General features: G+C 42.9%; 12 protein-coding genes and 1 pseudogene. All 13 read right to left on the bottom strand.

Translation table 11 applies throughout. The features are described from left to right. Window positions 1-856, bottom strand: a pseudogene (locus MHH60_RS28245) (hypothetical protein); the annotation flags it as partial. Between the two features lie 138 nt (window positions 857-994). Then, complete coding sequence (locus MHH60_RS28240) at window positions 995-1,438, bottom strand: glycosyltransferase family A protein (protein WP_051491194.1); 444 nt, start codon at window positions 1,436-1,438, stop codon at window positions 995-997. A gap of 135 nt (window positions 1,439-1,573) precedes the next feature. Then, complete coding sequence (locus tag MHH60_RS28235; protein ID WP_036681509.1) at window positions 1,574-2,296, bottom strand: response regulator transcription factor; 723 nt, start codon at window positions 2,294-2,296, stop codon at window positions 1,574-1,576. A 4-nt stretch (window positions 2,297-2,300) separates the two neighbouring features. Continuing rightward, window positions 2,301-3,461 carry a sensor histidine kinase gene (locus MHH60_RS28230; protein WP_036681511.1) on the bottom strand — a complete coding sequence of 387 codons (1,161 nt, stop codon included), beginning with the start codon at window positions 3,459-3,461 and terminating at the stop codon, window positions 2,301-2,303. A 57-nt stretch (window positions 3,462-3,518) separates the two neighbouring features. After that, entirely contained in the window at window positions 3,519-6,251 is a 2,733-nt protein-coding gene (locus MHH60_RS28225) for a stalk domain-containing protein (RefSeq protein ID WP_081389129.1), read from the bottom strand. Between the two features lie 214 nt (window positions 6,252-6,465). Further along, a complete protein-coding gene (locus MHH60_RS28220) occupies window positions 6,466-10,500 on the bottom strand; it encodes an Ig-like domain-containing protein (protein WP_076137862.1) in 4,035 nt (1,344 codons plus the stop codon). Between the two features lie 201 nt (window positions 10,501-10,701). Further along, entirely contained in the window at window positions 10,702-11,904 is a 1,203-nt protein-coding gene (gene metK, locus MHH60_RS28215) for a methionine adenosyltransferase (RefSeq protein WP_036681514.1), read from the bottom strand. Between the two features lie 339 nt (window positions 11,905-12,243). Continuing rightward, window positions 12,244-12,513, bottom strand: a complete 270-nt coding sequence (locus MHH60_RS28210; protein ID WP_076137864.1) for an alpha/beta-type small acid-soluble spore protein — start codon at window positions 12,511-12,513, stop codon at window positions 12,244-12,246. 153 nt (window positions 12,514-12,666) lie between these two features. Next, entirely contained in the window at window positions 12,667-13,206 is a 540-nt protein-coding gene (locus MHH60_RS28205) for a hypothetical protein (protein WP_076137865.1), read from the bottom strand. Between the two features lie 87 nt (window positions 13,207-13,293). Continuing rightward, window positions 13,294-16,107, bottom strand: a complete 2,814-nt coding sequence (locus MHH60_RS28200; RefSeq protein ID WP_076099678.1) for an Ig-like domain-containing protein — start codon at window positions 16,105-16,107, stop codon at window positions 13,294-13,296. A 500-nt stretch (window positions 16,108-16,607) separates the two neighbouring features. Next, window positions 16,608-16,949, bottom strand: coding sequence for a hypothetical protein (locus tag MHH60_RS28195; RefSeq protein WP_036681520.1), 342 nt, complete (start codon window positions 16,947-16,949; stop codon window positions 16,608-16,610). A 155-nt stretch (window positions 16,950-17,104) separates the two neighbouring features. Continuing rightward, a complete protein-coding gene (locus MHH60_RS28190) occupies window positions 17,105-21,031 on the bottom strand; it encodes an S-layer homology domain-containing protein (RefSeq protein ID WP_076137867.1) in 3,927 nt (1,308 codons plus the stop codon). Between the two features lie 160 nt (window positions 21,032-21,191). Continuing rightward, window positions 21,192-22,319, bottom strand: coding sequence for a glycosyltransferase family 4 protein (locus tag MHH60_RS28185; RefSeq protein WP_036681523.1), 1,128 nt, complete (start codon window positions 22,317-22,319; stop codon window positions 21,192-21,194). Between the last annotated feature and the right edge of the window lie 79 nt (window positions 22,320-22,398).

The raw sequence follows: 22,398 nt of genomic DNA, 5'->3' as shown, positions 1-22,398 counted from the left end.
CCCGGCTGCGCCCAAGCGCGAGGCAGGCCTCGCAATAGGCGCAGCCCATAAGCCCGCACGCGGCGCATTCCGTGCGGCCGGTGGGCACGCTGCCGCAACGCAGGCAGCGCAAAACCCTGCGGCGAGCGACAGCGCCGCGCCACAATACGTGCGGCAGCTTAGCCGCCGCACGCACCATAACGCCAGCACCCGCAGGGAGCTGGCGGGCCCGCGCCCCGTGCGCAGCCGGGGCTGCATTGCCTACGGCGGCTGTAAGCAACAGCCGCCCCTGCAGATGCGCCAGTTGTGCCGCCTGACGCCAGCAACCCCCTAGCTCTGGCAATTCTTCTGCCAACAGCGCTTCTACTTCCGGCTCCAATAAAGAGCGCCCGGCCACAGCCCGCAATAATTGTTCTGAATCCGATTCTAGCAATCCAGAATCAAATCCAGAATCAAAATTCTTTTTTTCACTCCAGCCATACCTTTCATTCTTCTTATTGTCCTGTTCTATTCCGAAACTCGATTTATTAGGCTTCCATATGAATATTCCATCATTCAGCCACTGTGCCTCCCACAGTCCCCCTGCCTCTTTCTCCTCTCTCAACTCAGCCTCGAGCATACTATTAATATATTGCCCCCACTCCTTAATCGCCCAGGTGCTCATTACGCTTCTTTGTTTGAAGCTGTCCCGGAGCTTCACAGCCCACCCTAGCGGCAACGCAGAAGAAAGCAGAACCAAACTATTCGCCGCTAAGGAACTCCCAGTTTTCTTATCCGGTCTAGCTACAGACCACCACCATCTATCCACGCTAAGATCTAATGAAATTTCAACCCTCCAGCTTCCCTTGCATTCCACAGCATATACAGCGACTTGCATAATAATCCCTCCTACCTTTCGCTTGTACTTAGCAACTCCATATTTGATCCCAAATTCACGACTCCGTCTCCCCAAATGCAAAAAGCACACTCCCCCAGTTCTTGGAGAGTGTGCTTCACCCGTTACTTACATATTTACTTAAGATCTGTTGCGCTTTGATTCGCATCCCCTACTTCCTGCCATCCCCATAAAAGGCAGCGATACAGACTGCCCTGACAGCCGCAAGTCTACTACAATTCCTTCATGCTGTAATTCTTCACTCATCTGAAGAGAGTACAAAGATGTTGCAAGATCGATAGAGCAGCCGCTAGCGGCCATTTTGGAAACTATCCCCAGTGTTCCATCGCTCGAACCATCATCCATGAACGTTACTCGCAATCGTTTTCCGGTTAGAAGAGCTTGAAATGTCAGTGCCCGAATGTACCATTCCACAACAGATTCATGATTGCGGGTAATAAAAATATAATGAATCCATTTTCCGGACTGCGGTGTTTTACGCACCTTCTGCCGGTTATGCAACATATGAATCATCACTGCAGCGGATACATAAACAACCGCAATCCATATCAACTGGGCTACCATGGAGATGCACCTCCTCTGTATACCAACACTATATGCCGGCATTAAAAGGTCGGTGACTGCCTAGAATACCCATCAGGGAAGCAAGCTGTGTCTACTTAATTTCTTTCCTTTATGTAACGTATTACTGTGAAGCTTCTACAAGGTTACCCAGCCATATTTAATCGAATTAATAACGGCTTGAGTCCGATCATCCACTTCCATTTTTTGCAAAATACTGCTAACATGGTTTTTAACTGTTTTTTCACTAATGAATAAATATTCACCAATCATTTTGTTGCTCTTACCTTCAGCCATTAGACGCAGCACTTCTGCTTCACGACGGGTTAGAGGATTGTTGTCGCCAGCAATAAATTTAACACCAGCTTCCTTCACCACTGTATCTGTAGTTACGCCAGTCTCGTTAAGGTAAGTCATACGCCGCAATTGATTGATAAGCTTTCCAGTAACCTTTGGATGGATAAAGGCATGTCCTTCACAGACCGAACGAATGGCATTAATAAGGGATTCGGCCTCCATATCCTTCAATAAATAACCATTGGCGCCCTTACGTAGGGTCTCAAATACATAACTCTCATCATCATGAATGGATAAAATAATTACCTTAACCTCCGGGAACATTTCCCGAAGTTTTTGAGTGGCTTCTACGCCATTCTCAACAGGCATATTGATGTCCATCAATACGATGTCCGGTTTAGTCCCGTTACAAAACTCTAATACCTGAATACCGTCGCCGCACTCACCTATGACCTCGATATCCTCCTCCATATTCAAAATGCGTTTCAGCCCTTCACGAAAAAGCTGATGATCATCCGCCAAAAGAACCTTAATGGGCGTTTTACTAGAGTTTAAGTTCTCCATCACACTACTCCTTCCCCTTCTCCACATTCGTCGGAATATGGATCACGATTGTTGTCCCCTGATTCTCGGCTGATACAATTTCCATTCTTCCTTCAAGTAGTTCTACACGTTCCCGCATACCTACTAACCCGAAGCTTTCCCGGTTACCTTGCTGATTTTTTAACTTTTGTACATTAAAGCCTAATCCGTTATCTTTAATCACAATCTTAATTAACTGCGCTTGGTATGTAATCTCCACCAATACGAAGCTTGGGTAGGCATGTTTTGCTGCATTAGACAATGCTTCCTGAACCAGACGATATACCGCCGCCTCCATCGCTGAAGATAGTCGGTGTTCCTGTCCTCGGGTTTCCAAAGTCGTCCGCAGTTTCGTCTTCTCTTCAAAATCATGCACATATTTCCGCAAAGTCGGAATTAAGCCCAAATCATCGAGAGCCATCGGTCGTAAATTAAAAATAACCTTACGCATTTCTTCCAGGCTGTTACGTACCTGCCCTTTTAAATCTACTACTTCGTCCTGCACCAGCCCAAATTCCTGCTTTACCAGCATTCTTTCTACAATTTCCGTCCTAAGGACTAGATTTGCCAGCATTTGAGCGGGACCATCATGAATTTCCCGGGCAATTCTCTTCCGTTCTTCTTCTTGAGCCAGGATAATTTTGAGTCCGATCATCTGTCTGTTCTTCGCAGATTCGACAATTCTCGTCACTTGGCCTAGTTCTCCCGACAAATATTCGAGCACTACGCTCATTTGCGAACCAATTGACTCTGCACGCTCTACAGAATTTTCGACACTGCGCACTCGCATTTGTAATTCATCACGTCTGCTTCGAAGATAGACCTCTCGCTCACGCGTCATCATGAGTTCGAGCTGAAGCTCCGTAGCCTTCTCATAAGCAATACGGATATCTTTCTCTGAGTAGCGGACAAAGTCCCGGCTGACCTCTGTCAGCCGGATTCTGGAGCGGTGATACTGTAGCTCCAGCTTGTCTACCTTTTTCAATGTTTCATCCGTTTCGTCCATGACCCGCTGCAGTTCCTTGTTGAGTGCAGCAAGTTCATCACGTGCAACCTGCAATATTTCAAAAATCTGATACTTGCTGCTCTCCATCACGTCGATGGTATTTTTAATAACGCGATCAATCGCATCGGCTTGAAATTCCACGGATGCTTGCCCCTTTTCTATCGGATCGTATTAAGGTTTTCCTTATATATTAACATATCACGATTCGATAGTTACGGTCTTCGTTTTCTGTTCCCATTTTACAGTTAATCCTAACTGTTCAGAAACCAGTCTCAGAGGTACTAAAGTCCTACCCTGTAAAATAATAGGTGCTACTTCAGCACTTTGTCGCTTACCATTTAACAGGTATTCCTTTTTATTTACCGTCAGATCCAGTGCCTTAGCTCCGCGCAACACCATGATCTTCTTATTCACCTGATCCCAGGTAGCATTCCCTCCAAAAGCATCCAGCACATAACGGATCGGCACATAAGTACTGCCGTCTTTCACAATTGGAGCTACATCAATAGCCTTCTTATTTCCGTTTACGGTCATTGCTTTGGAGCCGATGCTCATCGAAGCTGTACCCTTTGGTAACCCAGCATCACTGGAAAGTGAAGGCATTGTGAAGGTGATATTATCAAAAGCAACGGTACCTGTCTTCGCCCGTTCATCTTGGCCTTCCTCTACGTTGACTACATAAAGTCTCTTCAGCGTAGCCGGGAATTTAATCCCTGATCCTGACAAGTCGATGTTTATGTTCTTCCAACCGTTCCAATCGATAATCTTCGCAAGATCTACATAGGCTGTAGCTCCACTATTGTCGACAAACTCAGCACGCAGCCAGTTTAAGCTCATATCGCCCATCACATCAACTGACATCGAAGTTGCAAGCGCTGGAACGGCTTTTCCACTTGTGCCGTTAAGTTGAGCATAAGCGTACATTTTACCGCTGCCAGCCGTCATATCATAACTGAGTGACAGCACCTTGGAGCCTACTCTTTCAGCCGATCCGTCTACTATTGTTGCAGTCCCCTGTACCGCTGGCACATTGGTAGTAAAGTTGACTGGATAACTTACTTTCTCGAAATCTTCCCATGTTGTAGCTGCTGCTGTCGATAATACAACCGCTGTGCTAAATCCATCATAACGAGCAATAGCGTAACCTGTAGTAACCCCTGCATCCACAGAGTTTACAGTAAGCTTGCCATTTTGCACGACTCCCTTAAAGCCTACAAACTCCCACTTCAGCGCTGAATCTGGAACGCTTATGGTTGCTCCACTCTTCGTAGAGGCCTTTACAGGGACAGATACTGTTGTCCCAGCTGTCAGTGGCGCTGTAGCAGTGCCTACACTCATGCTGGATAGATCATCTCCACCCAAGACTGTAAGGGTTGTAGAAGCGCTTGCTACGCCGCTTTTAGCCGTTAAGGTAACGGTGCCTGGCTTCACTGCCGTTACTTCTCCTGCACTTACAGTTGCGCTTCCTCCACTTGATGTCCAAGTAGGATTGCCTGCTGCTACATCTATAGGGTTATAGTAAGTGTCATAACCTTTTAACGAATAAGTAGCCTTTTGTCCAACTAATAGTGAAGTGCTTCCGCTAATTTTAATTCCTTTCACTTCACCTTGTGGTGCGTTAGTATAAACACCAAGCGCGTTAACGATGCTGCGCTGCTCTGTGCCATACTCTGTATTAAAGGTTAGTGTGGCTGAGGTTTCACCGAGAGGCCGGTCTACCATCGTTGTAGAGCCGCCTCCGTCTAAGTTAAGCCCTTTCCAGACTCCAATATTGGTCATAAAAGATTGCAGCTCGGTCAATGACATTCCTGAGCTGTTGCCATTTTTTTCAGTAGCTATGATATATACATAACGTCCATCCTGAGAGTATCCTAAAGCCGTACGTGCACGATAACCGCCAATGCTGCTAGTCGAGCGAGAAAACGTTGCTGCTTTTCCGTTATTTACAAGAATCGTATGTCCACCAATCATTGTTTGCAGATTAGCAGGATCTAGCGATTGCTGCGTAGTCTTGGATTTCAGGGAGTACACACTTGTTACCGGTTGTCCAACAGTCAGATGGGCAGTAACATACCGTGCGGCTAAGCCATGGGCCCGCAAAATATAAGCTCCCTTTGGAACCGCTGTAGGAAGCGCAGCATTTTCAGATATTTGAGTAACTACGCCGTTCTCAACGAGCACCTCTGTCGGTGTGGTTGAGCTGTTTTTGGGACGATCGAGTGCGGTCCATACATCCGTATAGATATACATTGCATTAGCATGGCTATAAGTCGAGCTCCCACCTTCAGGACTATAAGCACCTTTATTGATACCGGATATCTCAAACTGTGCGCCGTCAGGTGCGGTTATCATTCCTTCAAAGCTGAACTCATCAATAAGAGGCTTACGATCTTTAGTCACTGCAAAGGCATACATTCCATCCAATTGCGAAGGGGTGGAAACCAATACTCCACTGGATACTTGTCCACCAATCGGAGCGCCTTCCCCGCCTGTATTAAAATAATCTCCGTTTACTGCAGCCACGGCTCCAGTTTCCTTAGCCATCCCGCCAGTACTCTGACGTGTTGTCAGGTTTCCACCTTTACCAGTCATAACATCTAAAGAAACATATGGATTGTTGAGGTCAACGCGAATAACATCCGCCAAGCCAGAAGCGCTCGCTCCTGAACGTGTAGCCGTATATTTGTATTTCATCATAATGGCGCCCGAAGTAATTACTTCTTCTCCCAGCTTGCTTACTTTAAAATTAGATGTGGCTGCGGCAGCAATTGGTGTGGAACTATGACCAAACATAGCTAAGCCTTCACTGCCAATTACCGGCATAATCCACAACACACCTGCTAATGAAGCGGCAACCCATTTTTTAGTAGATGATAATTTTATTCCCCGAACAACTTCTCTACTCTTCTTCTCCATGAAAACTTCATTCATTTCGACGTAACTCTCCCATCTCTTTTTTACTCTTCAAGTCCGTTATCAAAAGTCTGGAAACTGGTTCCTATTTTCTAGTACTCTTTTAATAGACTGAAAATAAGCGAAAAAGTTGCGAAATTGAGAGATTTCAAGCTTTATAGAGTCTCGTAACACAAACTATTAACATAAAAAAAAGCCCAGCAGAATGCCAGGCTTTACCAATCAATTTATTCTACAAATAATCTGTTTGCTTCAGCATCCGATGCAACATCACAGCAGCTTGTGCACGAGTGGCATTACCCTGAGGCTGGAACTCACTTGTGGTCATTCCCAAAATAATCCCCGATTGCACAGCTTTAGCTACGAATTCTGCACTTTGATTCTGAATTTTGGACTTATCCTTAAAGCGAGCCAGTGTTGAGGCAGAAGCGCCGCTTAAAGTAATAGGATGTTTGGTGTATTCCATTGCCCGAATCATCATGATTGCCATCTGCTCACGAGTGATATTATCGTTAGGCCGGAAGGAGCCATCCGTGTTCCCTGTAATAATACCAGCCTTAGCTGCTGCACCAATATAGTCTCCAGTTTGTGTAGAAGGCTGCACATCCCGGAAGCGCTGTGCGGTCTCGCGATCGCCTAGCAAACCAAGCCCCCGGCTAAGCATTACTGCAAACTCTGCACGGGTAATCTTTTTTTCTGGACTAAATGTAGTCCCGTAACTGCTATCGATGATAGTCTTTGCACTAAGCTCAGCTACGATCGAATTACTCCAATGCTTACTCATATCTGAGAAGGCCCGGGTTGATATAAAGGTTCCTAACACCTGATTACCCTCCGTACGAGCACGAATAATCGTATAGCTACCTACCGTACTTACTTTTGTTGGCAGATAGGCTGCATCGTAATAGGAAAGATCCAGTCTAGCAGCAGATGTCTGCGCATTGTTCAATGAAGAAGTTGTACGCACAGTGTATTCTCCAGGTACCGATAATGCCTTAGCATTAGAATAATTGCTGCTTACTATCGCAGTCACCCGGACATCCATAAGACTAGTAACGCTCTGCATCCCCATAGTTTTTAGCTTTTGCTCAAATGGGGAGAACGTACCTGCCGGAACCTTTTCTAAGCGAAACACCAGCGAGATATTTTTACTGTCTGCAATCAAGCTAGTCGCTAATCCGTTCATATCGATATCGTCTAGTCCTACGCTATATAAGTGATCGCCATAACGTATCATAAATTTTGTGGTTTTACTGCGATTTACAGCATCAAGCAAAGGCTTTAAAGGAACAGTCACATAGGCCGATTGTTCTGTAGCAGGCACCTCAAAAGCTAATGTATCACTACTTGCCTTATACAGATATTCATAACTGGCCGTCAGGCGATCTGTGTTTAAGGTATATCTTTTTACAGATTGATTGTATAACGAACGGTCATCCACGATTTGTGAAGAGTCACTCTTCAGCAGCGCGTATTCTTTTCCAAACTCACTTGTTGCAAGCGTCCCTAGATAGGATGGACGATTTCCCGTTCCGGTGCTCACGCCGGTTAGGTTCTTAACAGAGAGAGAAGAGAATGAGGACAGTACATTACCGTTCAGATCCTTGATCGTACCTGAACCTGACATATAGGACAAATCGATAGTTTGCCCGGTCTTTACTACTGAGGATGTTGTTATTTTCAAAATATCCCCTGACAAAGTGTAGTTTTGTACACCCATACTGCTTCCATCTGCTCTAACTCCGAACTGATTAGCGTAGAGGGAACCAGATACCTGCATGTTTTTACTGAATGTAACCGTAAGCTCGTCGCCATTGATGGTGGCAGAACTAATCTCAGGTATGCTAGTGCCGCTATTTTCCGAGATGGACACAGGCTGCAGGTTAATATAAGCTGCACGGTTTCCATTTAAATCGCTTATTCCGGTAGTCCCCGGAACATAGGATACAGTAACATTCTGATTCACCGTCAAAGCACTTTGGAGCGTTAGCGTGACCTGTGAGCCACTGACGGATACATTCGTAACATAGTTAGGAGTGCTGCCAACAAGCACAGAGAACTGGCTGTTCATCGGGAGGTTTGTCGTTGATAAGCCTTCATTGTAATTCAGAAGGATTTTATTGCCACCTCCGGTTGCACTTTGGAACACGGGTGGAATTGTATCGTTGCTGTTGCGAATGTAGAAATCTGTGAAATCCGCAATATTTTGTCCAAAAGAATTCTGCAAAGGATAAGAGCCTGCATAATAGGAGACACGAACGGTCTGGCCATTAGAAGCATCGCTGTTTAACCCTAAATATACAGTGTTCCCGCTGGAGCTTATGGAGTTGACCCCTAGGGATCCCCCATCTGAAGTCACTAGAAACTGACTATGTGCGTAAGAGGAAACTGCCTTTAAGGAGTCATTGAAATTCAACGCTACAGTTCTACCTGTGATCCGTCCATCTTTTGGTGTAGGCATGGAGGACTCGATCGTGTTAGTAACCTGCTTTGAGCTAAAGGTGCTGGCTGCATTTCCGCTTGGATCTTGAATGGTCCGCAGGCCACCTGTATAGCTAACCTTCACGTTCTGTCCAACCGCTACCCCTGTACTGAGTACCACATAGGCGCTGTCTCCCTGGATATAGACACTTTCAATTGTACGGTTCTCATCATTCACCGTAGCACCAAAGCTGGAGATCAACAGTGCAATGGAAGAGTTGAGACTCTCATTGTATTTTAAACGAATGGTCCGATTGTTCTCGAGTGATGCAGATGTGAGCTGTGGAGCTGTTTTGTCCTGAGACAAGGTCCGGAAGCTCCATGAATTTTTGCCGCTTAGTCCATCATAGATAACATTAGCATCAATAGCGTCTACAAAAGCTCCTTTAGCAATATCAATATAATAGGTTGAGTCGCTATCTAAAGCTGTTTTAGGCGTAATTACATATTCGTTTGCTGCAGTTGTAATCCGGTTAACAGTAACCGGAACCTGTGCGCCACCACTTTTATAAAGCGCTACACCATTTTCCACAGCACTGTTATAATTCACATTACGATTGAATGTGACAGAAAATGATCTGTTGTTAGCTATGGATTCACTCCGGTCAGCTGGATTTAGCGCGCTTACGTTAAGTCCTGTCAAAGAAGCCGTTGTAAATGTCCAGGTATACGCACCCGAAGCTGGAAATACATTTCCGTCTTGATCGTAAAAAGCTCCCTGCGGTATCGTCACCGTATACTGCGTACTGTTTAGCAAGGGTGATGCTGCTGATGCTGGAAGCAATGTTATAGTTCTGCTGCTTCCTCCTGTAACGGCCGGGGAGTTTACATTGAGCCATCTCGTTCTAGCATCGTTAGCAGCACCTGGAGATACTGTTATGGTTCCAGCTGCAGGCATCATAGGACGATCAAATGTAAGCTGTAGGGCACCAGTGGTAGATACCCCACCTGATCCGTTTGCCGGTGCAGGAGTCACTGGAATCTCTGCCACGCCTTTAGTAGAGAAGCTCCACACATCACCGCTTGAAATTCCGGAATACGTTCGATTATCAACATCCTTAAAAGCATAAGAATCTATAAGAACATAATAGTTACTTCCGGAGGCCAATGTTTTATCCAATGTTAGTTTAACTGTAGTAGAGTTAGCATCAGTCTGAACGTTGACTCTAGTATCATCATCCTTAATTTTGAACTCTTGTACGGTTGCATTATCTGCAGACGACAAAATTCGAATGGAACCTCCACCTTTTATCAGGTTTTTATTTAAGGTTAGACTTAGCTCCTTAAGGGCTCCTGCATCCACTCTTGTATTATTAGCAGGTGAAAAGTTACCTGCCGTAATCGCTGTATTACTCTCAGGCGCAGTGGTAAATGCCCATGAAGTAACACCTGACTCATTACCATCATTATCCTTGAACAACCCCTTAGGGATTGTCACTGTATAAGTCTTGTTTGAAGTAAACTGTTGATTTAGCTTAAGCTCGTAATCTTTTGAACTACCAATTAGACCATAACTACCAATAGGAATCGTTAAAAAAGGTGAGCTATCACCCTGACCCGTGATGGTAATTTCACCTGACTGCGGGTTTACTTGACGATCAAAGCTCAGTCTAAGAGATGATCCGATAGTTACATAACTTGCTCCAGGCGCTGGCGAGACTGTTATACCAAACTCTGATGCAGCGTACACTGCTGAATTCCCTATTCCAATAGCAGGATAACCCGAACCAAGTACTAACTCTCCCGCTAGAATAAGTGCCGTCCATATTGAAATTTTTCTTTTCATTCCGTGATAGACTCCTCTCAAGCCATACTATCGTCTTTATGTATATTCTTATATTTCGGCTAAAAGGCTGGCAAAGTTTAGTAGTCTACTTCTCTATGGTTAGATTCACTAGCCCTGCTCGTTTTCGCACGCAAAATAGCCCGCAGAGCTGACACCATGGCCAACTTGCGGGCTAACATATTATAAGACCGTATGATTGAATTACAACCCTGCTTGATCTCTTAGCAATTCTGCTTTATCTACGCGTTCCCATGGAAGATCAACATCAGTACGTCCGAAATGACCGTAAGCTGCGGTTTGTCTGTAAATCGGTTTACGCAAATCAAGCATAGAAATGATGCCCGCAGGGCGAAGATCAAAGTTGTTGCTGATCAGTTGAACCATTTTCTCTTCACTGATTTTACCTGTTCCGTATGTATCCACATTTATCGAGACAGGAGTAGCTACACCGATGGCATAGGCAAGTTGGATCTCACATTTGTCGGCCAAACCAGCAGCTACAAGATTCTTAGCTACATAACGAGCCGCGTAAGCCGCAGAACGGTCCACTTTAGTTGGATCCTTACCTGAGAATGCTCCGCCGCCATGACGAGCATATCCGCCGTATGTATCGACGATAATCTTACGGCCAGTTAGACCAGCATCCCCTTGAGGACCCCCAATAACAAAACGTCCGGTTGGGTTAATAAAGTATTTGGTTTCTGCATCAAGCAGTTCCGCAGGAACAACAGGCAAAATAACATGTTCTTTAATATCCGCCTGAATTTGTTCAAGAGAAATTTCCTCTGCATGTTGTGTAGATACTACGATAGCGTCTACGCGTACAGGTTTTTCATCTTGATACTCAATCGTAACTTGTGTTTTGCCGTCTGGACGAAGATAGTCCAAGGTTCCGTTCTTACGAACTTCAGATAACCGACGTGCAATACGATGTGATAAAGCAATCGGCAGTGGCATCAGTTCAGGTGTCTCGTTCGTAGCAAACCCAAACATGAGTCCTTGATCGCCTGCACCAATATTAGCTGTTTCTTCAGCTACTTGAGCAGGATCCCGGTGTTCTAAAGCAGAGTTAACACCTTGGGCAATATCAGCGGACTGCTCGTTAAGAGAACTCAACACAGCACATGTATTATAGTCGAAACCATATTTTGCACGTGTGTATCCAATTTCTTTGATGGTATTGCGTACGATGGCAGGAATATCAACATACTCTGATTTGGTACTGATTTCCCCGATCACCAGTACAAGACCTGTTGCTACTGCTACTTCGCAGGCTACACGTGCATTAGGATCATTAACTAAAAATGCATCCAATACCGCGTCGGAAATCTGGTCACAGATTTTATCCGGATGCCCTTCCGTAACGGACTCAGAAGTAAACAAATGACGCCCTTTAATAGACAAGTATAACAACCTCCCATATGGTTAGTCTGACACTGTATAAGGGATTCCTTAATGATAACAGGCCAAATAATAAAACTAAATAATATAAATAATTCAGGTTTGCCTGATTTCTTTTTATGAAGGATTTTCGCAAAATTTAATGCCTGCATTCACTAAACTCTTCAAAAAATGAACCTTTTCCATATGGAAAAGGTCTAAGGCTTTCCTCAAAAGTCATATTATCTTATTTAGGGGGTGGTGTCAATTAAACACAGAGCCCCCCGTGAGAGTATGAATATTGATTTCACGCTATAAAAAAGCAATATCAGATAAGGAATAAGGGTATCCTAACCCCTGATATTATTGAAAAAGAGACTGTTCAGCTTGCTTAATGAGTCTCTTCGTAATTTCTCCTCCAACAGACCCATTATCCCTTGAACTCAGATGCCCAAGGTACTGACTAAGGCCAGAACCACTACCTCCGACTGCTCCTAACTCAGAAGCAAACTCCGTGTCTGCCCCGCCTCCATAATGAGCCCCATATAAACCAAATTCAGCTGCAATTTCATATTGCATTTGTTTCAGCATTGTCCGACTTTCAGGTACGACTGTACGATTATTACGTGCCATGTTACAGCACCTCCTGTGAATTTGTAAGATTACAGGAATATTGTGCGTCCATCACTTAATCTTCAATCGCGCCAATGATTTGTAACTTTGGAAAACAGTTTGAAGGTATGATTAAGTCCGTTTACGGGCATTATGAATATATATCATTACACATTATTTCAGGGTATATCCACCACGAACCATCACAACAAGACCAAGGGTTTGACCCTCTTGAACAGCTATACCACGACCATCACGAGGGAAGGACAATAAGTGGTTAGATGGTGCAGCTAGTCCATTTGTAAGATCTTTACCATCTGTTAAATCGGCCACACCATTCGCATCTTGTGAAACGATTACTGCTTTACCCGCGCGAACGATAAACTCAGCGCCTGCAGAAGCAATTAAAGTTTGGCCAAGCTTCACATCAACAATTACAGATTCGTTATTGCTGTTTTGACCAGGTGTAGCTACTGGAGCTGTGGTTGCACTAGGCGCAGGTGTAGCAGTTGCTACCGGAGTCGTTACTGTACCACCCGAAAGTGCTTTCTGAATTTGCTGATCTACGTAGCTTTTCGTAACTACAGGATCATCGGTTGTGCCAGGCTGAGAACCAACACCTGCACCTTCAGCAGTAATGTTTAACAAAGATCCAGCCCATACACCACCAGCCAGCAATACAGCAGCGGTTGTTACTTTCCATACCGATTTCAAAGAAGTTCCTCCTCATTATTGGGGATAAAAACCTATAAAAAAAGAATAGCCTCCGAAGAGGCTATTCTGTGCTTCGGTAATCGGAGATTACTTAGCGGAGATTTCTGTTTCGCCAGTGATTTTGTTACCAACTTCATCGTGTGCGTCTGCATCTTTAACAATCTTAACGATGATTCTGTTAACTTCATTGGAGTTCAGATCCAATTCATCATTGATATTTGCTTTGGAATCAATGATTTGTTTCGAGAAAGTAACAGACCATTTGCCTTTATCCGATCCATTAGCAATCTTAGTTACTTTGTAATACTTTTGATCAAGACGAGTTCCAACGGTATCATTGTTGATGTAGATTGCCAGATGTTGTTCGTCTAGATTTGTTATTTCTTTAGAGAATCCAAGAATCAATTCATAAGAGTTGCCGCTGGAAACTACTGCAGATTCGAACACTGGGCTAGTTCTGCTAGTAAGTTTACCTGTCTTGGAAACTGCTTCGATAGTGTTACCAGATACATCAGTAACACCGTTAACTACAAATTTGTAGTCAGATTTAGTTTCAGTGATTGAAGAGCTAGGGATATTGATTGTTGCACGAGCATATTTTGGACTGGAAGAGCTAGTTGTTACATTACCCTTCTCATCAAGAGTACTAATATTTACATAAGTACCAGCAGGCAATGCCTTGTCGTTCAATGTGTAGCTATTAACATCTAGTACAGAAGCAACGTTAAGGCCACTTGCATCTTTCAGATCAACAGTGACAGTAGCGTCACCATAAACAGTTCCAGTTGCAGTTACAACTTTTTGGCTGTCATTGATTACAATGCCGTTGTTGAACAGTACTGGAGCATCGCCATCAGTAGATTCTGATCCGATTTTCACAGTCAATACAGTTGCAGCAAGCTTGTTGCCAGAGAAAGATTTATCTTTGAAGAGTCCTTCTGGCAGACGCACAGTGTACTCACCAGTATCTACATTAACAGCAGTTAATGTATGTGTTTTTCCGCTACCATTTGTAGTGTTAGCAATTGCAGTAGATTGACCAGTTTTGTTATTGATCAGTACTACTGAACCCAATCCAGTGTTTACAACATCTTCAGAGAAAGTCAATTTTAGACCTTTAACGGAAGTTGAAGTTGAGTAAGTGATACCAGTAACTGTAGGAGCTACAGTGTCCTTAGTGAAAGTGATTGCTTGACTTGAAGCAGTTCCCAATGTGTTACCCAATGTATCCTTAACAGTTGCTCCGAATACAACGGTTCCAGTGAAAGTACCAGTGGATGGGAAGCTATTCAGAGGACTTTGCAAGGTGAATTTCTTGCCATTACCAGTAGTAATAACACTAAATGTACCTTGGCTTTCTCCAACAGAGTTCAAGAGACGAACATTACCAACCAAAGATGCACGGTCAACGTTCTTGTCAAACTCAACTTCAACAAACTTGTCGCTAACTGGAGTTACACTCTTGATTACAGGAGCAGCAACGTCAGAAACAACAGTTACAGTTGTTTTGATTGGGTTTGGATTAGCAACGTTACCTGCATAGTCAGTTACATTAAGCAGGGATACATCATATGATTTACCACTTTCCAACGATACTCCACTCAGTTTGAACTCAGTGTAAGTGTCATTTTGTACAGTCGCGGAAGCAGAAGAACCATTTACGTAAGCCACGATGCCAGTAGTTTTAACTGGTTCGCTAAATGTTACGTATACGTCTTTAGTTGTTGCTTTAGCTGTAGAACTAATAGTAGCAACAGTTGGAGCTACAGTGTCAGCGATAGGAAGCAAAGTTGTGAATGCTGGAACAGCTTCACCAGCAGTTGTTTTAACAGTATCGTTCACAACAACTGTGTAGTTACCTTTAAGACCTTTAGTTCCTGGCACAGTAATAGTAGCTTCTGTGTTGTCAGCATTGAAAGTTACATAAGCGTTAGCCACTTCATCATCTTTGCTACCAACTTTAGTTACTTTTACAACACCGTCGATAACTTTGCTGGATTCAGCCAGTGTATCTGCATCGATCGAACGGTTGAATTTGATTACTACTTGTTTAGCATTTGGAGCAGTTGCGGAAACAACCTTAGGAGCTGCCAAAGTTACTTTAGTAGTGTAATCATGATCGTTGTGTTTGAAGTTGATTGTAGTTTCAACTCCAGCTACAAGAGCAGTTGTCAATTCAACAGTTGTAGTAGTTTTGTCAGAGAAAGTTACAACTACTTTAGTTGGGCTTACTGCTTCAGCAGAAGCGATTGTAGCTGCTTGGCTCAATTGATCAACAGCATAAGCTGTTTCAACTACCAAAGAACGGCTAGCGTTAGCTTTGAAGTTAGTATCTTTAGCAACCAAACCTGCATTGATTACTGCTTGAGCATAACCTTTAGCCCATGCAGATGCAGAGTTATCAGTTGTAGTTGGTTGTTCCAATTTCAAAGCGCGGAACAATACAGCCGCAACTTCTTCAACTGTTACTTTACCGTTGTAATCGAAGATACCTTTAACAGTATCTTTACCTTGCATGTAGTTTACTGCAGTAACAGCTTCGATGTAAGGCACAGCCCAGTTCGATGCGTTGTAACCTTTGTCTTTGTAAGACAATTTGTTACTTACTTCAGTAAGGTCGAACAATTTAGTAACGATCTTCGCGAACTCAGCACGAGTAAGATCTTTTTCAAGGTGAGCTTGACCATCTGGGTATCCGTTGAGAATACCTTTCGCTGCCAAAGCATCAAATTTTTGTTGCGGAGTTGTTGCTGCGTCACCAAACGCTACAGAGGCAAACATCGAGAATGCCATTGCTGTAGATAATGCTACGGATAAAATTTTCTTCATAACCTTTTTTTCTCCTCCTTGGACGTTCATAAACTGAGATTTTTCTTTAGTTGAGTAGCTCATGTCACTCATTAGCCGATGCACCCCCTTTCCCGAGTTGAGCAAATTAAGTATAAATAATGTCTGTGACGGGTATCACAGAAACTGGTAAACGAATTTAGGACATGACAATACTAGATTCCTAATTATACCTAAGTATTATACAATGTGCCTCAAGTCACGTAAAGCTAATTTTTCCATTTTGTTAAATTGGCTTTACCAGCGGTTAATTTGAGCCCCTGTGTAAATGACTCTACACCTTAAACGCAGAAGATTTGAAAAAGTTGCGGTTTCTCAAAAAAAATCTTCTTTTTTATATTTTCCGGTGTGATCCCATTAGAAGATACATATGTATGTTCTACTAACTATTGTTAATCATGGGTGCCTACGGAAAACAGTATATCATAGTCGCTTTCTAAACGTCATTATGCAATATTTACTAAGAATCATTAACACTTGTGCTATTAATTTAAACATTCCTACAAAAAACAAAAAAAGCGCCGTTGCCGACGCTTGCTTCTATTACATTGTTTCTAACGAATCTTCATAGATAATTGGATCAATTCCTGACGCTTCTCAGGACTCGAGTTCACATTGTCATACATTGCATCAATAGCTGCGCGGTTCTCGCGGTAGCTCTTCTCATGCTTGATTGTAGTATGAGACCATTCGATCAGAGCATTCTCAGTAACAACAAGCTCGTTGTATGAATCGTGGAATCCTGTTGCTTGCACCAGTTCTTCCATGACCTCTTGAGTGATCTCCTGTAGTGCCCGTTTAGCTGCAATTTCCTTCTCCAACACTTTTGCTCTATTCTCAAACATATTCTTGGCTTTCATGTAATCCAACTGTGCTTTTGATAAAATCGGTTTCATCGATGGCTTTCACCTTTCAGAAAATAATATTTTCTACATTATTGTATCGTAAATCGGTGCAGATTACAAAATTTATGTCGCTGGTAATTGTTATCTTTACATCAAAACTCCGACCTACGAATACTTTTCGCAGGCCGGAGCACTTTTTTTATTCTTTAGTTAAAGTTCTTAGGGAAGATGCTTGTACTCTTCTGTAAGAGTGCCACAGTAATCTTACCGGCCTCTGCTCTAGTCAACTTACCCTTCGGGTTAAAGTTATAGACGGGCTTCTTTTGGCCTGTAACAGTCACAGCGCTTCCTTCCATAATCTTAGCTTTAGATATAGCTTCAATTGCAGGACGTGAGTAGAAATCCATATTGCTTGTATCAACAAATGATTTGCTTAAGCTTGCCAGCAGTTTACTGTCATTCAAAGACATCTTGAGTTTCAACGCCCTAGCTATCATCACTGCGGCTTGTTCACGTGTTAAGGCTTGATCAGGCCCAAAGAAGCCATCACTGAGGCCTGTAACAATACCTGCCCTAGCAGCTGTCTCAATGTGTTTGAAATCCCATGTGGCCGCGACGGCTTCTGGCACAATATCAAAGAAGGTTTGTTTATTAGCATCATAGTTCAAAGGAATACTTAATGATTTCACCAACAATGTAGCGAATTCACCACGAGTGGTCAAATCATCCGCCCCGAATGCATCTGCTCGAAGGTTAGTCATAAATCCTTTGGAATACAATCCATTCATTATATTTCTGCCCCATGGATGATTCGTAATATCAACAAAACCACGGCGCAGCTTCATAACAGTGTAATAACCAAATTCATCGAATGGAACGGTGATGGTATGTTTTTTCGTATCTACGACCCCGCCTAAGTTCTCCCACTTGCCTGAATCTGTATATCGGAATACTGTAATAGTCGATCCCACTTCATCCACAATGCTGGAGTTGAAAGTAAGCGTCAATTCACCACGTTGGGAAGGTACGATTTTTCTTGTTTGACTATACTGTGTAAAGTATCCAGTCTTTCCACTGGCATCCACGAAATGTGGGGTAACCCCGTTGGTCTCAAGATTAACGCCATCATTTCCTAGACCCCCACTAAGCCAGTAGATATCCGATACTCTCGAAAAGTTATTAGTAGAAACGGTTGATGTAAAGCGTAGAGCAAGATCCTGTGGAATCACAAGCTGCCCGCCCCCGCCTTCGGTTCTGTCGTCACTACCCGTTACGTTGATAATGTTCCCGTAATCATTCTTACGTTCAACAACGCCATCAGCGGGATCCGCGATACCAAACAACAGTTTTGTATTAGGATAATATTTTGCAGCACCAGAGCTAGTATATCCCTTCATAATCGTACCTTTAGGGAAGTTCAACTCCAAGGTTTTATTAAAGACACTATACTTCGTAGCTACCTTCTCCGCCATATATTGTGTATCAATCTGCACAGCACTGGCATAATAAACATTTATGGTATCGCTTATTGTGGAGTTAGCACGAACCACTTGTATCTTAATAGGATTCGATTTGTCTGCTTTTAAACCCACATAATCATAGGTGAAGCGATCTTGATTTGGCAAATCCGTACGTTTTATTGCTTCTTCTTTGCCAATTATTACTTTAGTGGCACCTTCAGCCTCAATATCAAAACGAACAAAGTTTTTGTTAACAACAATTTGCTCACCTACTGTCGCTACAGGTGACAAAAGACGATATGGAGCAACTTCCCGCACTACTTCAAGACGTTGTGTAGTTCTTGCCCCTGTTTTGTTAATAAGCTCTAGGGTATAAACTTGACTTCCTGGGGCATCAAACTTAATGTCACGTAATCTTAAAATAAAGTTTTTAGCACTGCCAATGTAGTCATAATACAAACCATTTGCAGCCACTTCATCAGGATAACGTTTAGGACCAATAGGTCCATCGGATTCCGTACCGTCAATTAGCAGCTTATCCTGCCCCGTCGAAGTAAACACCAGAGTAGAGCCCTGATAAAGATTCAGCGTTGTAGCACCACTACCTTGTAGTACCAAGTCGAATTTATCTTTGCTTGTTGTATATTTTTCATCCTTATATACAATCTCAGCTGGCAATGCCAGCATGGCATTACGCTCGACTTCATTAGAAAGGGTTGTAGTTGTAAATGGTAAACGATTATCCCCTAAAGTAGGATGGAATTGTTTTACCCCAGAAATATTGGTATCAATGATGTAGATTTTAAGTTCTTTTTTGATAATACGTTGGTTACCAGCATTATCTCTTGAGACTCCAGTAAATACGATTTTATTCTCACCGTATACCAGTGGTCCCGTCTGACTGATTGTCACAGTGAAATTAAAAGTTGTTTTATTTACTGTTGAGTTTTTTTCTACTTCAAGCTTAAAAGGGTTGCTAGTTAATGAGTTACTGTCTGTGCCGTTAATTTGCACTTGTGCATTTTCTATATTTTCGAACCCGATATATTCCCCAGAAACATTAAGTTTTCTTTCTACACTGGAATCGAATTCGTAGGTCTGACCATCTTGCAGATTACTTACATATATATAGTTTTTCGATACATATGAAATATCAGCATTATAGAAGGATTCTGATCCTTTATAACGGAATTGCACCTTTTGTTGACCATTAGAGAACCCTGATATTTTATAAATATATTCATTTGTTCCTGTGCCTGCAGTTACATAAACTATGGATAGTGGTTTATTACTCAATGGCAAATAGTTCGCAGTTATATCTTCTGGGGTTGTTGATCTATTTGTCTTCGCCATTATATAGAAACTATCCGTCTCTAACTGTTGGCCATTCAAAGGCAATTTAGAGATATTGGTAAGATCACCTGAGCCTGTATATCCAGGAAGGTAGTACATTTCTGTTATAACAGTCTCATTTTTTAAAAATTTATATGAATAAAGATGAGAACTGCTGTGGCTGCCATAATCGACAGACAATTTAAAGTCATTTACACCCGCCAAGATTTCTAAATCAGCTGCAGTCTTAAATTTAACCAATTTATACGTTGGCGTAACGCCATCAGGACCAGGAATTGTTAATTCTTCTGTCACAGCACTAATCGTTACAACTTTTTCGGAACTATTACCTTTATTAAGAGTTAGCACAGCATTTGTTGCAAACGGAGCCACGTTATATGGAACTAAGATCTGTCCAGTAAAACCTGCAACACTTGGAGTCAAATCAGCAGTCAACGTAGGCACATTATCATTTAAGATATTATAGTCCGCATTGTCGTGGTTGATGTTCAGAGAAGCGTACGGTTGATCCTTATCAAAGAAATATACGGATCTGTCTATTGTTATTGAATCCGAAGCATTTTGAATAACAATCTTAAGCGTACTTAATCCCGGACTCAAGTTCAGCGCGGGGGTGAAAAATGTTCCGTCTTCCAATAGGGAAGTTTGTAATGCAGTTCCTCCATTCACGGAGACACTGACTTTAGTGGCATTCGTTACTTTACCTTGAAGAGTAACTGTAGATACTGGTACGACAACTTGTGTTCCTTCATTTAAATTAAGCGCAGAAGGACCACCCAAAACTTTTAATTCTGTTACATAGGGAACTTTATCGTAAAGAACATAAAATGATTCTGAACGTTGGAGATTCCCTTGCATACCAGAAAAGGTCACCTTATTAAAACCTGTATACAAAACAAGTCCAGATGCTACAAAACGGTTATCCGGGCTATTGGTATCTGTTGTTACCGCTCCTGTCGTCAGGTGAGTAGCATCTGTTACCCATTTATTAGACTGACTATCTTTTGTAAGCTGCTCTACAGTAACCTTCATCGTGGAAGATGTTACCTGAGAGTAGGTTCCTGTAATTGAAAAGGTAGGGCTACTTACTTTGTAAACACTAGAGCGGTCAATAAGTCCCTCAGGATTAGGATTAGCTGTTGTTGCTACAACATCCTGTTTCAACAGAACAGTATTACGTAATGTGAGATCATCCGGACTGAAGAAAGTCGTGGAGCTCGTGGTAGCCGCTGCCGCTATGGGCGTGTATTTACCTGGGAACATAGAAACGATCAAAGCCGCCAGCATCAGCCAAACGAACGGTCTCTTAAAGCGTTGCATGTGTTATATCTCTCCTTTGAGTATAAATTCTCGTAAACCTTCACTTTGTTCTTTATCGGTCATAAGAAGCGATATTTTTAGGGAAAACAACAAAAAACTCATCCGAAAAGGGATGAGTTTTGTTAGTTATAGAAAATATTAGAATAATACCATTAATAAATTAAGATTTGGAACCTCTTTCCGGATTAGCCTTCATACGAATTCTTAGAAAGAAATCAATCAACGGACGTTTAGTCTTACCGATCAAACCTGTAACTTCCGCACCGATCTGCAAGAAGAAGAGCATGATGCAGATGACTACAAAGGTAACCCAGTTCGCCTCGTAAAGAGCGGCAGAGGATTGAATTACAGCTAAAACTCCGAAAAATGCAGCAATGCCATAAATAATGAGCACAGTCTGACGATGACTAAAGCCTAGCTCGCGAAGGCAATGATGCAAGTGACCTTTGTCTGGTGCAAAGATTGGTTTCTTCTGCAGCTTACGGCGCACGATCGCAAAGAACGTGTCCGACAACGGTACACCAATAATAAGCAAAGGTGTAATAAACGAAACCACGGCAATCTGTTTAAACCCTAGCAAAGCAAGTAAAGCTAAGCAGAAGCCTAAGAACAGCGATCCCGTATCCCCCATAAAAATCTTGGCGGGATGGAAGTTGAAGAACAAGAATCCGATTATGCTACCCAGAAGCAACAGGCATAACATGGCAACCATCGTGTTACCCATCAAGAAAGCCATTACCGCAATCGTAGCAATCGCAATCCCTGATACACCAGCAGCAAGCCCGTCCAACCCGTCAATCAGGTTAACAGCATTGGTGACACCAACAATCCAGAAAATCGTAAGCGGGATAGCAATCCAGCTTTCCAATGAAGAATACGTATTGTTAAATGGAATATTCACAAAATCTACAGTAATACCAAAACCGAAAACTACAATACATGCTGCGACAATTTGGCCCAGCAGCTTCAACTTTGCTGATAATTCAAATCGGTCATCCAAACCTCCGATAAGTACAATCAGTCCGCCGCCACACAGCAGCGCCTTGATGAAGTTGGCCTCCCGCGGAGTGAACTCATATGGAATAATCGGCAATACGGCAAGCAGGCCTAACACAAACGCCAGAAAAATAGCTAATCCGCCGAGGCGGGGCATAATTTTCGTGTGCACTTTACGAGCATTCGGCACATCTGTCGCACCAATCTTAATGGCGAATTTCTTCACCAAAGGTGTGAGGCCAAGTGCGAGTCCCATGCATACGATAAATCCAGCGATGTATATGATTAACATTTGATCAGTCGACCCCCATTTCTCTACCGCATTGAATTATACGCTGTTACAAAAACAAATTCCAATCCCTTTTTTAGGC

The organism is Paenibacillus sp. FSL H7-0716 (assembly GCF_038002705.1).
Taxonomy (GTDB): Bacteria; Bacillota; Bacilli; order Paenibacillales; family Paenibacillaceae; genus Paenibacillus_AQ; species Paenibacillus_AQ odorifer.
This window is presented reverse-complemented; position numbering and strand designations above follow the sequence as displayed.